Source organism: Stenotrophomonas sp. TWI1151, assembly GCF_039673135.1.
GTDB lineage: Bacteria > Pseudomonadota > Gammaproteobacteria > Xanthomonadales > Xanthomonadaceae > Stenotrophomonas.
In genome coordinates this window covers 112899-126410 of the sequence record NZ_JBDJLA010000012.1, presented here as the reverse complement: position 1 = coordinate 126410, position 13512 = coordinate 112899, and the positions used below count along the sequence as shown (strand labels likewise).

At 61.5% G+C, this 13512-nt stretch carries 11 protein-coding genes; 8 read left to right on the top strand and 3 right to left on the bottom strand.

The window, feature by feature from the left end; genetic code table 11:
• Positions 1-70: 70 nt before the first annotated feature.
• The 8 genes from ABE422_RS14590 to ABE422_RS14555 all read left to right on the top strand — a co-directional run bounded on the left by ABE422_RS14590 (position 71) and on the right by ABE422_RS14555 (position 8408).
• Entirely contained in the window at positions 71-1321 is a 1251-nt protein-coding gene (locus tag ABE422_RS14590) for a site-specific integrase (RefSeq protein ID WP_346483226.1), read from the top strand.
• A 2562-nt stretch (positions 1322-3883) separates the two neighbouring features.
• A complete protein-coding gene (locus ABE422_RS14585) occupies positions 3884-4777 on the top strand; it encodes an RHS repeat-associated core domain-containing protein (protein WP_346466355.1) in 894 nt (297 codons plus the stop codon).
• Positions 4778-4782: 5 nt separating this feature from the next.
• On the top strand, positions 4783-5100 hold the full coding sequence (locus tag ABE422_RS14580; RefSeq protein WP_137188916.1) for a hypothetical protein: 318 nt from the start codon (positions 4783-4785) through the stop codon (positions 5098-5100).
• 286 nt (positions 5101-5386) lie between these two features.
• The gene (locus ABE422_RS14575; protein ID WP_346481925.1) at positions 5387-5827 is read left to right on the top strand and encodes a D-Ala-D-Ala carboxypeptidase family metallohydrolase; all 441 of its coding nucleotides are present in this window, start codon (positions 5387-5389) and stop codon (positions 5825-5827) included.
• Positions 5824-6408, top strand: a complete 585-nt coding sequence (locus ABE422_RS14570) for a hypothetical protein (protein WP_346483225.1) — start codon at positions 5824-5826, stop codon at positions 6406-6408. The genes ABE422_RS14575 and ABE422_RS14570 overlap by 4 nt, the downstream gene beginning before the upstream one ends.
• Before the next feature lie 164 nt (positions 6409-6572).
• Complete coding sequence (locus tag ABE422_RS14565; protein ID WP_313211091.1) at positions 6573-7010, top strand: RHS repeat-associated core domain-containing protein; 438 nt, start codon at positions 6573-6575, stop codon at positions 7008-7010.
• A 228-nt stretch (positions 7011-7238) separates the two neighbouring features.
• Entirely contained in the window at positions 7239-7571 is a 333-nt protein-coding gene (locus tag ABE422_RS14560) for a hypothetical protein (protein WP_346483224.1), read from the top strand.
• Between the two features lie 555 nt (positions 7572-8126).
• The gene (locus ABE422_RS14555) at positions 8127-8408 is read left to right on the top strand and encodes a hypothetical protein (RefSeq protein ID WP_313211093.1); all 282 of its coding nucleotides are present in this window, start codon (positions 8127-8129) and stop codon (positions 8406-8408) included.
• 223 nt (positions 8409-8631) lie between these two features.
• Here the strand turns inward: ABE422_RS14555 and ABE422_RS14550 are convergent, their stop codons facing one another.
• From ABE422_RS14550 to ABE422_RS14540, 3 genes are read right to left on the bottom strand one after another with little or no spacing between them, the layout of a single operon-like run.
• Complete coding sequence (locus ABE422_RS14550; RefSeq protein ID WP_346483223.1) at positions 8632-11709, bottom strand: efflux RND transporter permease subunit; 3078 nt, start codon at positions 11707-11709, stop codon at positions 8632-8634.
• The gene (locus tag ABE422_RS14545) at positions 11706-12806 is read right to left on the bottom strand and encodes an efflux RND transporter periplasmic adaptor subunit (RefSeq protein ID WP_346483222.1); all 1101 of its coding nucleotides are present in this window, start codon (positions 12804-12806) and stop codon (positions 11706-11708) included. Before ABE422_RS14545 ends, ABE422_RS14550 begins: the two co-directional genes overlap by 4 nt.
• 49 nt (positions 12807-12855) lie before the next feature.
• Positions 12856-13488 (bottom strand): TetR/AcrR family transcriptional regulator C-terminal domain-containing protein, encoded by a 633-nt coding sequence (locus ABE422_RS14540; RefSeq protein ID WP_346483221.1) that lies wholly within the window; start codon positions 13486-13488, stop codon positions 12856-12858.
• Positions 13489-13512 lie beyond the last annotated feature (24 nt).

Genomic DNA, 13512 nt, shown 5'->3' with positions numbered 1-13512 from the left:
TCCGCATCCAAACATCGCCTCGCATCCTGTCCTAAGTTGGCCTTATCGCCACTTACGGACCCTCCGCCCGATGTCATCCGTCCTCACCAAGCGCATCGTCCTTACGTCGGAGCCCCGGGATCGCCCCTATGAGCTTAGGGATGCCCAGGTTCGCGGCCTGATCCTGCGCGTGCAGCCCTCTGGGCACAAGGCTTGGATCGTGACTTGGGCGCACGGTAAGCGTCGTACCTTGGGGTCGGTCGAGCATCTGTCACTTGATCAAGCCCGCGATCAAGCCCGGCAAGCAGTCGCTGAATACGTTCAGTCCGGATTGCCGACGCTCGCAAAATCCAAGCCCACTAGTTGCACGCTCGAAACGCTCCTCAACGAGCATTTCGAGCCTTGGGCGGTTGCCGAACTCAAGGGTGGTCGCCAGTACCCGGATCGCATCCGATCCGTGTTTCCGTGGTTGCTGCGTCGTCAGATCATCGAAATCGACGTGCCCACAATGGAGCGATGGTGGCGCGGGCGTGTCACTGGCCCCGATGCCGTCACCAAGGCTACCGCAGCGCGCGACTTTGCTTGCCTGCGGTCTGCCTTGTCGCGGGCTGTGGAGTGGAAGTTGATCGAGACCAATCCCCTCATGGGCATGCGTCAACGATCAGCAGCTAGCCGCAAGGTGGTTCGGTTCCTGTCCCCGGACGAAGAGGCGATGCTCCGGGCCGCGCTCGCAGCGCGCGATCTAGCCGGGGTTGAGGGCAGGGCGAACGCTAATGCGGCCCGACGTAAGTACCGGCAAGCAGTTCTGCCTGATTTGCCGATGGACGGGTATGTCGATCACCTAACGCCCGTGGTTCTTACAGCCATGAACACCGGTATGAGACGGGGTGAGCTGCTGTCGATGACATGGGCCGACATCAACTGGGAAGCAAAGATGCTCACCATCCAGGCGGAGAACGCCAAGTCCGGCAGGCAGCGTCACATCCCTCTGAACGTCGAAGCCATGGAAGTCCTGCAGCGTTGGGCCGGTCAAGCGGGCGAGCGACGCGCGGGCAAGGTATTCGAGGTGAGCGACATCAAAAAAGGGTGGGGCAAGCTGATCACTGACACCCGCATCGAACAGTTCCGGTTCCATGACCTCCGGCATCACTTTGCATCGCGCTTGGTGCGGGCAGGGGTAGACCTGAACACTGTGCGCGAGCTCTTGGGTCATGGATCGCCTGACTTATGCGAAGTCTTCGTCGTTCGGTGGGGATGGTACGTACCGATACACCTACGACGTACTGGACAACATTCGCAGCGCCAAACTCGGTGGTGTAAAGCAGCACAATTACTGGTATGACGCACGTAATCGAATGACGACGGTGAATCTGGATGACGGGAGTGCCGTCATCGGTATCGCCTATGATGCGCAGGGAAATTTGGCAAAAAAGAACGGCGATGTTTTCAGTTTCGACTACGGCAATCGTCTGAGGGACGGTGCGGGTCGAGAGAGCTACGCCTACGATGCGCAAGGTCGCCGCGTTGGCAGCTACAGTGCAGCATTGGGCGACATTCTTTCCTTCTACGGAAATGATGGCGTGCTGCGTCGCCAGCACAACAAGCGAACCGGGAAAGAGCTGGAGTACATCAGTCTTGGCGGAAGTTTGGTCGCCGAGTTGGAGAGTCTGGTGGTCCTTGGGACTCCCTCTCTAAGTGGCCCAGCCACTGTAGCTACCGGCACCTACACAGCGGCTTGGACCAGCGTTGGCAATGCAAGTCGCTACGAGCTGCATGGCTCCATCAACGGAGGTGCCTCATGGACAGCGGTTTACAGCGGTCCGGCTGCCTCCTACACCGTGACGGGCGCTTCCACTGGGGCCCGCTCCTATAGAGTCCGGGCTTGTCAGGGTTCAACCTGCGGCGGCTGGAGCATTGCTCTGGTGGTTCAAGTTCTACCGATACCGTCAAGTGCGCCCGCGCTGGTTGTACCTGCGGCGGGTCTCAACGGAAGCTACACGGTCTCGTGGGCGGCCGTTGCCGGCGCCACGCGTTACGATATCGAGGAGCGTGCGGGCTCAGCTGCATGGAGATCCGTTCATGGCGCCAGTAGCACCAGCGTTTCATTGACTGGTCGCGCGGCTGGTGCATATGCGTACCGGGGGCGGGCATGCAATGCCTCCGGCTGCAGCGGCTGGTCAGTAGAGCACGCGATGACTGTTATCTACCCTTCTGCCTCCGCGCCTGCCATCACGGCACCGACCAATAGCGGTACGGGTGCGTATACGGTGAGCTGGTCGACAGTGGCGGGCAGCACACGCTACGAACCGCAGGAGCGCCTGGGGGACGGAGCCTGGACCAACATCTCGGCGACGACGGTAGAGTCGCTCGCGGTTTCCGGCAAGCAGACGGGAAGTCACGGGTATCAGGTTCGTGCTTGCAATGCGGCCGGCTGCAGCCCTTGGTCGAACACCGTGACTACGATTGTGCTGCTGCCGCCCGCGGCGGCTCCGGCAATCTCTTTGCCCACCAACAACGGGAGCGGCGAATACCAGGTCACCTGGAATGCCGTCCCGGGTTCGGTAGAGTATGTACTCGAGGAAAGGATCAACGGTGAAAGCTGGATTCAGCTGCAATCGGAGGCGGCCACCCTTTACGCTGCCACAGGCAGGGGCAATGGCGCCTATGGCTACCGCGTGCGCGCCTGCAACAGCAGTGGTTGCAGCGGCTGGTCGGCGGAAAAAACAACTACAGTACTGCGTGCTCCGGTTGGGCCAATCCTCACGACGCCAGCGACTAACAATACCGGGGCATGGATGGTTACATGGCCCGTTGTGTCTACGGCAACGTCGTATCAGCTGGAGGAAAGTGTTAATGGGGCTGCGTGGAAAAGCGCGCAAACCTCCGCCGGCTTGAGCTGGGCCACCACCGGTCGTGGTTCGGCCACCTATGGCTACCGTGCGAAGGCATGCAATACCAGTGGATGCAGTAGCTACTCGGCATCCGTCTCCACGGTGGTAACTCTGCCGCCCAGCAGTGCGCCCTCTCTGACTCTTCCGGGAAGCAGCACCAACGGCGCCTATACGCTCTCTTGGGCGAGTGTAGGGACGGCAACCAGCTACTTGATCGAGCAGCAGTCAAACGGGGGCGCTTGGTCGTCAGTGAAGTCTACGAACGAGCGCAGCATTGCCTTCAGTGGTAAGGGAAATGGCACCTACGGATATCGAGTAAAGGCCTGCAATGATGGCGGTTGTGGCACCTGGTCGCCGACGGCGGCCACCACAGTACTGCTGAAGCCGAGTGGCACGCCGACCCTTACCGCTCCGACCGGCACCAGTGCTGCCTATACGGTTAGTTGGACCACTGTAGCCACCGCAGGCACCTATGTGCTGGAACAGAACATCGACGGTGGGGCGTGGAGCGCGCAGCAGGACACGGCCGCCACAAGTATCGCCCGCGATCCTGCCACCTCCGGCAAGTACGGTTATCGGGTAAAGGCGTGCAACGGTTCTGGCTGCGGAAATTACTCAGCTACCAAGGTAGTGACGGTCCTGAAGCCGCCCCGCGGCACGAATGTGGGCTACGCGCATCAACGCAACTACTACGCGGGGCCGCATAACAGCGAGTACTCCCTGTGCACGGTCAGCTGGTCGTCATCGCCATATGCAGATCGATACGAGCTGAGCGCGCCTGGTGGGCTCAGGCTGCTCTATTCGGGGTCGGCGACATCGGTGACATCGCCGATGTACTCGGCCAGCTATTGTGCGCCCAGCTACATCGTGCGCGCGTGCAACGCAGCAGGCTGTTCGGGGTGGTCGCAGCCCTATACCGGCACGTTCGAACAAGAGCCACACCCGGGCGACGGCGATCCGGGACAGCCGCCACGTAAGCCGGGCGAGGTGATCCCATGATGCGGGGAGGGATATTGCACCGGCTGCTGAGGCTGACTGGCCTGACGGCGCTGGTTCTGTGTGGGCTCGCAATAGCGTCGCTACAGGCGCAGGGACAAACGGTCACCTACATCCATACCGATGCCTTGGGCTCGGTAGTAGCCAAGAGCGATGCGAGCGGCAAAGTGATCGAGCGCATCAGTTACGAGCCTTATGGCGCTGTCGTAGGTGCGCCGGTTGCTGATGGCCCGGGGTATACGGGGCATGTGAGTGATGCTGCTACTGGACTAAGCCAGATGCAGCAGCGGTACATGGATCCGCAGCTGGGGATGTTCCTCTCGATCGACCCTGTGACGGCGTATGAGCAGCCGGTGGGTCAGTTCAACCGATACCGGTATGCGAACTCGAACCCTTACAAGTTCACGGATCCAGACGGGCAGAGTGCCACGCTTCTCATCCCTATCGTGGTTATCCCGATCGTAGTCGCAACCACCTATTACGCTACGACAAGTTCAGAACAGCGTGCAGATCTCGGCAATAAATTGGAAAGCGCTGTAAGGGGGGTGTTCCAGAAGTCCGAGTCGACCCCGCAGCAACCAGCTCTTCAGGGCGATGGATCGATAGCGTCTGAGGGCGCCTCGGGGAATCGATTTCCTGATCGAGCGCTGCCAACCAAGCCTAGTGGCGAGCCAGCGCCTGATCCTGATGCGGGCGGGCCCCATACTCAATTGGGACAGAAAGAAGGCAGAAACGGAAAGTATGACCAGGCCCGTGAGTTCGATGGGCAGGGCAGGCCGGTCAAGACAATCGACTTTACTGACCATGGGAGACCTGGAAGCCATACAAGTCCCCATGAGCATCCTTACGAGTCTAACGGTACTGGTGGGACACCATCCCGGGCGAAGGCCCGGCCACTCAATGGAGGCTGATCGCGATGAATACTGACGAATGGGGTTTTCCGATAACCGGATCAAAAGTCAGCCAGGTGCTCAGAGGGCACTTCAGCCCGGAGGATATCTGGGAGCTGTCCTCCTTGGATGTTCCATCTGGAGAATTGAAAGCTCCGTCGCTCGATGTACTAAGAGAAAAGCTCTCTGAACAAGGTTCTCGCATTTCTACCGCAGGGTTATGCGAGGCTTTGGAAGGTGCTCCCCAGGTCTGGATCCTTGACATTCGCTTGGCTTCCGACAGAAATGTCGTGCTGTACATTGAAGATGGCGAAATATTCGAGATCAACCTTGAACGAGCCTAGGTACGCTTTGTACCTGGTGCGCATGTGGTAGGTCGTAGGTTCGATTCCTATTTCCGGCACCAGATACAGCAGAAAGCCCCGGCCTTGGTCGGGGCTTTTTGTTTGGGGCGGCGTGGAACTCATTGATTGGTGAGGGATTCGTTGCGAGCCGATCGTCGCAAGCATCAATGCTGCTCGTTGCGGAAGGTTTGCATCCGTATGGGTGTTGAGGGGCGCATTCGGAAGCCTGGCTTCCAGAGCACTTATGACTGAGCAGGGTCGGACCCTGACCAAATAGCTCGAAGACATGAAGCTTGGAGCTTTAGTTTGCAAGAGCGAATGCAGCAAAGTGCGGCATCAATCCCCTAGACTCGCCTTTAGTCGCCAGGCGATTGGAGAAAGCAGCAATGGGCTATCAGTTGTGGACCCGGCCTTTGCCGGATCTGAAGTGACGACCAAACTGCTCAACTTCAGTGATAAATCCGGCAAGAATGTCGAAGCGACTAGTGGCCGAAGAACGGTGGAGCAAAACCGAACGGTGGGTGGCGCTAGTCGGAGCCAGCACTTACAGGACAACGCGGCAGACGCACGGATCAATGGGAGCACAGCTAAGCGGACCGCTGATGCGGCCCATGGTTCCGGCGAATTCAACCGGGTCAATCAATATACTGATGGCCGCGGCGTTCATGTGGATCTTAAGCAGGATGGAACGCAGGGACGTTTCACTGACTGGAAACCCAAAAAATGAAGATCATCTCCGGCGGAGCTTGGCTCATGATGCTAGTGGCATGCAGCCCTGCTCCCTCCGACGTAAGGGATCTGGCCAAGCAGACGCCTACTGAAGCTGTCCCCTTGGTGGCAGGCATTGATGCCAGCAGTGGCTCCCTTGCGGGCCTGCGTATTGGGATGACCAAGGACCAGCTTTTCGCAGCCGGCAATCCCATCATTAAACGTTCGGTTATGCAGGAAGGAGACGAGTACATAGTCATGGATGTCTCGTTACCCGACGGTCTGGTTGTCGAATGCTGGTTCGACCAAGGCAGGATAGAGAAGCTGCGGACCATCTCCGAGGGATTGTTAGATGAGAAGGGAGTTGGTGTTGGCTCCACGTTGTTGGCGCTGAAGGCTGCCTATCCGGACGGTCGTCTTGTCACGGGAAATGAAGACGGCAGGCGCTATGCGAACTTCGTCAACCGCTCCAGAGTGGTCTTCGAGATGGACATGGCTGGGCTTCCACAAGCGTGTTTCCACGATGAAAGCAAGGAATGCGAGGTGCATCCGAACTTGCGTGTGCATGGCGTTGTCCTGTATTCCGGTCCAAGCACGTAGGGCAGGTGTTCCAGGCAAGTCTAGTGACTGGACTGGCCTGGGATGTTCAAGGCCATCTCCAGCTACGCAATGGGCGGAAGTCCGACTTCAACTTTGGCAATAGGCTGCGTGAAGTGAAGGAGGAGGCGGAGCGCTAGGCCTACAATTCCTATAGGCGGAGTGCGGTGGCGCACGATGCCCAGGGGCAACGCCTGCGCGCGATGTATTCGTTGGCCGGAAAGGTGGTGCACGAAGAGCGACGAGGAAAGGGCGCCTCGGAGTACATCTATGCAGGTGGTCGACTGCTGGCGACCCGCAGCTCGACAGGTGTTAGCTGGACGCATGTGGATGCGTTGGGCAGCCCGGTCGCTGTCACGGATCGCACAGGCAGCGTTGTCGAGCGCGGCCGGATTGAGCCGTATGGTGCCGAGTTGGGTGGGCAGGTCAAGGATGGGCCTGGCTACACCGGGCATGTGAGCGATTCGGCAACAGGTCTGGTTTACATGCAGCAGCGGTACATGGATCCGCAGCTAGGGATGTTCCTGTCGGTTGATCCGGTGACGGCTTATCAGAAGCCGGTTGATCAGTTCAATCGCTATCGGTATGCGAATGGCAATCTGTAAAAGTTCAAAGACCCTGACGGTCGCATTGTCGAGATCGTATGGGACATTGCCAACATCGCGACGAGTGCGATCAGCGCTTTAGCCAAGGCAACGTGGGGGCGGGTATTGTCGCCGGCGGGCTACATCAAATATGAGAACGCAGGTAAGCAAGGTGTTGATCCATATTCAGGAAAGACCCTGCCCAATTCCAAGTCGCATTTTCCAATCAAGTAGCGTGAGAAACGTCACATGAACGAGCATCGATCAGACACTTTTCAACATCTAAAAGGCAAGTATGTAACGTTGACCGTCGAGGATGAGCAGCTTCGGGTTGGAACTGATGATGGATGGTCGCTTCATATTTATAACGGATACACGCTCTCCTGCGGCGTGCGGATGGGCGCACTGACACATGCGTCGCTCCGATTGAAATTGGTCGATTGCCTGGTCGATGACGTCAAAATGACCATGACGTTTTCGGGCGATAAATTTCTCACCGTCGACTTGACGGACGACGGATACTCCGGGCCGGAGGTCATGCAGCTGAACGGGCCCGACGGTAGCATCGTTATCTGGGGCTGAGCCTGCTTCTTCAGATAATGATGAATAGCGCATTTCTGAAGATAATGAAGGGCAAGGACGAACGCATCTTAGCTGCATGCGGTTTCAGTGAACTTGCCCGTGCGTGGGCGCGGTGACGGCTTATCAGAAGCCGGTTGATCAGTTCAATCGCTATCGGTATGCGAATGGCAATCCTTACAGGTTCACTGATCCGGATGGGCGGCAGGCACTTAAGATGCCTATCCCTTGCATTATCACTTTGTCTTTAGATAATCGTGGCGGGAACATCCAGCAAAACGAAGACTCATCACGGGGGGGGGTGGGACTAGATATGATGACTGGTTGTTTGCGGAAGCTGAAGTTGCTCTCGGTTCTGTCGGATGCGCAACCGCCAGACAATCCGATTATTGCTAATGGCTGGGCGGGGATTGCATTTGACAGAAATTGCTATGCGGATCTTGCCCCGACAGACGTTTGGAATGCCTGGTTGGATGTGCATATACGGCAGTCCCGCTCATCTAGCGCAATAGGGATTGCGTCTTTGAAGACCTGGCTGCCGGCAAAGAAGAATGCAGCGTGGAGCCCGATCTTGACTCGCTGCGCCGGTATTGGATGGAAGGTGAGCGGTTTCTGCGCGATCACTACCTTTTTTCGTCCTCGTTCAACTGGGTGGTTCGCCTCGATCAGGACGTGACACTGTTTGCGGCAGAGCGAGATTTCATGCGCGAGGTAATCGACCGTCTTCATGGTTTGAACAGTGTCATGGATCGAATGATCGAGGATTTTGACCCTGGAGAAGACGATCCGGTTGGGTTGCAAAGATTTCTATCTGACATCACAGATGAGCTGCGCCGTTGACATGCTCGTAAGTGCCTTGCCATAAGTTTGTCGATGAGACTTTGATGGCGAATGGCGCATCTGTACATGCTGTATTTTGAAGTGCAACCGTATCTATGCAGCAGGTGATGCAGCCAGCTTCAGCTTGGCAGCAGGCTCAATTTTCTGCCCCGGACACCAGATGCAGCAAAAAGCCCCGGCCAAGGCCGGGGCTTACTTGTTTGTGGCGAAGCAGCCAGTCACCTCACTCCGCACCACTCCCCACCGGATGCGACGACCGCCGCCGGAACTTCCGAGACAACCAATCCCCCGCATCATCCACCACGGTGAAGGCCGCTGGAATCACGATCAGGCTCAGCAGCGTGGAGGTGATCAAGCCACCGATCACGGCGATCGCCATCGGTGCACGGAAGCTGGAATCGCCGGCAAAGCCCAGCGCGATCGGCATCATGCCCGCGCCCATCGCCAGGGTGGTCATGATGATCGGCTGTGCACGCTTGCGGCAGGCATCGATCAGCGCGTCATGTTGGCTCATGCCGTGCTCGTCTTCGGCCATCACCGCGTAGTCCACCAGCAGGATGGAGTTCTTGGTGGCGATGCCGATCAGCATCAGCAGGCCGATCAGCGCCGGCAGCGAGAGCATGTTCTGGGTGATCAGCAACGCGCCGAACGCACCGCCGGCGGACAGTGGCACCGCCGCGAGGATGGTGACCGGCATCAGCGCGTGGTTGAACAGCAGCAACAGCACCATGTAGATGCAGATCAACCCGGCCGCCATCGCCAGCATGAAGCCGATGAACAATTCGACGAACACTTCCGCATCGCCGGTGTTGAGGAAGGTCACGCCCGGCGGCAGCTGTTTGACGCCCGGCAGCGCCTGCACTTCGGTCATCACATCGCCCAGTGGGCGGCCGTTGAGTTCGGCGGTGAGCGTCACGTTACGCTGGCGCTGGTAGCGCGAGATCTGCGAGGGGCCGCTGCCTTGCTGGATATCGGCGACCGCCGCCAGCGGTACCGGGCCATTGCGGCCGGGCACGCGCAGCTGGCTGATCAGGCCCGGATTGGCCAGCGTGGCTTCGGCGAAGCCGACCCGGATCGGCACCTGCCGGTCGGGCAGGTTGAGCTTGGCCAGTCGCTGTTCGTAATCGCCAGCCGTGGCGATGCGGGCGGCCTCGGCGATATCGGCCGTCGCCACGCCCAGGTCGGCGGCGCGGGCGGGGTTCGGCACGATCTGGAGTTCCGGGCGCAGCAGCGAGGCCGTGGAGGTGACGCTGCCCAGGCCCTGGATACCGCGCAGGTCGCGCTCCAGCGCAGTGGCGGCATCCTGCAGGCGCTGCGGGTCGTCACCGGAGAGCACCAGCTGCAGCAGGTTGCCGGGCTCGGAGCTGACATAGCTGACCCGCACGCCGGGCAGGTCGGCCAGGCGCTCGCGGGCCTCACGCTCCAGCACGCGCTGGTCGCGGTCCCGTCCGTCGGCGTTGCCCCAATCAAGGACCAGGGTGGCCTTGCGCGGTTCGCCGATGCCGGTCGCACCGGGGTCGCCCAGGTCCAGCACGCTGCCGACGGCGGTGTAGACCTGCTTGAGTTCGGGCATGTCCTTGAGCAGGCCTCTCGCGCGTTCGGCGACCGCCACGGTCTCCTGCAGGCGGGTACCCGGCGGCAGTTCGAGGTTGAGGTTGCTGCGGCCCAGGTCGGACTGCGGGATGAAGGTGGCCGGGATGAAGGGCACCAGCGCCAGCGAGGCCACGAACAGGCCGGTGGCGATCCACAGGGTACGGCCACGATGGCGCAGTGCGGCGTCCACCCAGCCCAGGTACCACGTCATCAGCTTGGATTCCGGCTTCTCCTCGCCATGTGGCTTGAGCAGGTAGGCGGCCATCATCGGGGTGAGCAGGCGGGCCACCAGCAGCGAGAACAGCACGGCAGTGGCGGCGGTCCAGCCGAACTCGCGGAAGAACTTGCCGGCGATGCCCGGCATGAAGGCGACCGGCACGAACACGGCAGCCAGGGTCAGCGAGGTGGCGATCACCGCGTTGCCGATCTCGCCGGCGGCCTCGCGCGCGGCTTCCAGCGGCGGCTTGCCCATGCGCAGGTGGCGCACGATGTTCTCGATCTCCACGATCGCATCGTCCACCAGGATGCCGACCACGACGGAGAGCGCCAGCAGCGTGATGATGTTGAGGGTGAACCCGAAGAAGTACATCACCGCGAACGTCGGAATGATCGACAGCGGCAGCGCCAGCGCCGACACCCACGTCGCGCGCCAGTCGCGCAGGAACAGCCACACCACCAGCAGCGCCAGCAGCGCGCCTTCCCAGAGCATGGTCATCGAGGAATCGTAGGAGCGGTGAGTCTCATCGATCGCCGTGGTGACCAGGCGGAAGTCGATGCCCGGATGCTCGGCCTTGATCTTGTCCAGCGCGTCATGCACGCCGGCTTCCACCTTGACCTCGCTGGAGCCGCGCGTACGCGACATCGAGAAGGCCACCACGCCCTTGCCATCCAGCAGGGCGGCCTCGGTGGGGTCAGCGGCGCCGTCGGTCACCGTGGCCAGCGTGGAGAGCCGCACCGCGCGCCCGTCCGGCAGCGCAATGGAGTAGTCACGCAACGCCTGCGCGTCACCGACAGTACCCAGCGTGCGGATGGTCTGCTGCGCGCCTTCAACCTCGGTCTTGCCGCCGGCACGCTCGACCTGGATGCGGGCCAGCTGCTGCGAAACATCGCCGGCGGTGATGCCCATCGCGATCAGCGCATTGGGATCCAGATCCACCCGGACCTGGCGCTGCACGCCGCCCACGCGGGTGACGCGCGCCACACCGGGCACGCCGTACATCGCACGCGAGATGTCACGGTCGACGAACCAGCTGGCCTCATCCGTGGTCATGTGCGGGGCGACCAGCGCATAGGTCATCAGCGAGCCGCCGATATCGACCTTGGAGATCACCGGTTCCTGGATGTCCTGCGGCAGGTCGGTGCGGATGCGGGTGACCGCGTCGCGGGTGTCATCCAGCGCGGTGGCCAGATCGGCCTCGAGCTGGAACTCGATGGTGGTGGTGCTGACGCCTTCGCTGACCGAGGACATCACGCGCTTGACGTTGTTGACCGTCGCCACCGAGTCCTCGACCTTACGGGTCACCTCGGCCTCCAGCTGGCTGGGCGAGGCGCCCGGCTGGGTGACGGTGACGGTGGTCATCGGGAAGGCGATATCGGGGAAGCGCGCTACCGGCAGCTGATGGAAACCCCACAGGCCGGCCACGCACAGCACGAAGAAGATCAGCAGCGCAGGCAGGGGGCGGTTGATCGCCCAGGCGGAGATGTTCATCGGGCGGCGGCCTTGGTATCGGCCACCACGCGCACGCGGTCGCCCTCACCGAGGAAGCCGGCGCCATCCACCACCACCTGATCGCCCGCCTTCAATCCTTCAAGGATCGCGGTACGGCCCTTGACGGCCTGGCCGGTGCTGACGCGGTGGCGGGTGGCCTGCTGTTTGTCATTCACGGTGAACACGTAGTTGTGGCCATCGCGCTGCACGATCGCCGCGGTCGGGATGGTCAGCACCGGGCCGTCGCCGGTGACGATGCGGCCATCCACATAGATGCCCTGTTTGAGCGGGCCGGGCGTGGGCAGGTCGGCGTAGATGGTGCCGGTGCGGGTCTGCCCATCGACACCCGGGGTGACCGCGCGGATGCGGCCGCTGACCACCTGGCCGCCGTACGGCAGCTCCACGGTGTTGCCCACGGCGACATCCGCCAGCTGGTTCTCCGGCAGTTCCGCGCGCCACTCCAGGCGGCCGTCGCGGATCAGGCGCAGCAGTTCGGTACCGGCGGAAACCACCTGGCCCGGCTGCACCAGACGCTTGGAAATCAGGCCGTCGGCCGGTGCGCGCAGGTCGGCGAAATCGCGGCGCAGCTTGGCCGCGTCGCGCGCGGCACGTGCGGTGGCGGTCTGCGCTTCGGCATTGATGCGCGAGGCGCGCAGCTCATCCAGGCTGCTTTCGCTGATCAGCTGCTGGGCGGCCAGCTTGGCGCTGCGTTCGTAGTTCATGCGGGCCAGCTCCTGCGAGGCCTGCGCCTGCCGCAACGAGGCGTCGGCCTGCGCCAGCTCGCTGTCCAACGTGCGATGGTCCACCTGCAGCAACACCTGGCCCTGCTTGACCCATTGCCCCACATCCACCAGCAACGCGGTGACGCGCTGGCCGCTGATCTCCACGCCCAGCTGCATTTCTTCATAGGCGGTTACCGGCCCGGAGACCAGTACCGTGCGCGCCATGGTCTGCTGCTGCGCGGGCGCCAGTGAGACCGGCAGCGCCGAACTGGCGGCCGCGGCCTCGGCGGAGGCCTTGTCGTCCTTGCCGCCACACGCGGACAGCAGCGCAGCGACCAGGATCAGGGAGAAACTGCGGAAGGAGGGTGCACGCATGGAGTGGCTTTCCGGGTCGGAACAGCGGGAAAAGAAAGGAATGGGGCAATCAGGATGCGCGGGACAGGCGCAGTGCGATGCCATCCAGCATCAGGCCCAGCCCCTGCTCGAAGCGGGCGTCGAAATCGACCTCGCTCCACACGTCACGGGCCTGCCAGCAATGGGGAAAGCGGGCCTCGGCCAGCGCCATGAACGCCTCACCCAGCGCCTCCATGCTGCCGTCGCCGGGCCAGGACTGTTCCTCGATGACGAAGCCCATCGTGTAGTACACCAGGTCCATCGGGGTGGTCGCGGCAAAGCGTGCCGGCGCGCCGGCGCCCATCAGCGCGGCGATGCTGGCCTCACCCACCCGCAGCACGTTCTCGGTGGCCAGGAAGGTGCCGGCATACACCCGTGCACCATCGCGGCGGGCCTTGAAGGCCAGGCGGAACTCGCGCCCGATCTGCAGCAGGGTCTGCCGCCATGGCTGCCCGGCGGGGATCGCACGGGCGACGTCGCAGATCATGGCGTCGGCCATGGCGTCGATCAGCGCCTGTTTGCTTTTGAAGTGCCAGTACAACGACGGCGCCCGGATGCCCAGCGAGCAGGCCACCTTGCGCAGGGTAATACCCTCCAGACCGGCCTCGTCGAGGATCCGGAAGGCCGCCTCGACGATGTTTTCCCGCGCGATGGGTTGGCGCACTGTGCTCTGGCCTAACGTTGTTAG

Bases quoted from the DNA above. Each gene is read 5' to 3' on its own strand.
- ABE422_RS14590 (WP_346483226.1), top strand. From the start codon at position 71: ATGTCATCCGTCCTCACCAAGCGCATCGTCCTTACGTCGGAGCCCCGG.
- ABE422_RS14580 (WP_137188916.1), top strand. From the start codon at position 4,783: ATGAATACTGACGAATGGGGTTTTCCGATAACCGGATCAAAAGTCAGC.
- ABE422_RS14575 (WP_346481925.1), top strand. From the start codon at position 5,387: ATGAAGCTTGGAGCTTTAGTTTGCAAGAGCGAATGCAGCAAAGTGCGG.
- ABE422_RS14570 (WP_346483225.1), top strand. From the start codon at position 5,824: ATGAAGATCATCTCCGGCGGAGCTTGGCTCATGATGCTAGTGGCATGC.
- ABE422_RS14560 (WP_346483224.1), top strand. From the start codon at position 7,239: ATGAACGAGCATCGATCAGACACTTTTCAACATCTAAAAGGCAAGTAT.
- ABE422_RS14550 (WP_346483223.1), bottom strand. From the start codon at position 11,709: ATGAACATCTCCGCCTGGGCGATCAACCGCCCCCTGCCTGCGCTGCTG.
- ABE422_RS14545 (WP_346483222.1), bottom strand. From the start codon at position 12,806: ATGCGTGCACCCTCCTTCCGCAGTTTCTCCCTGATCCTGGTCGCTGCG.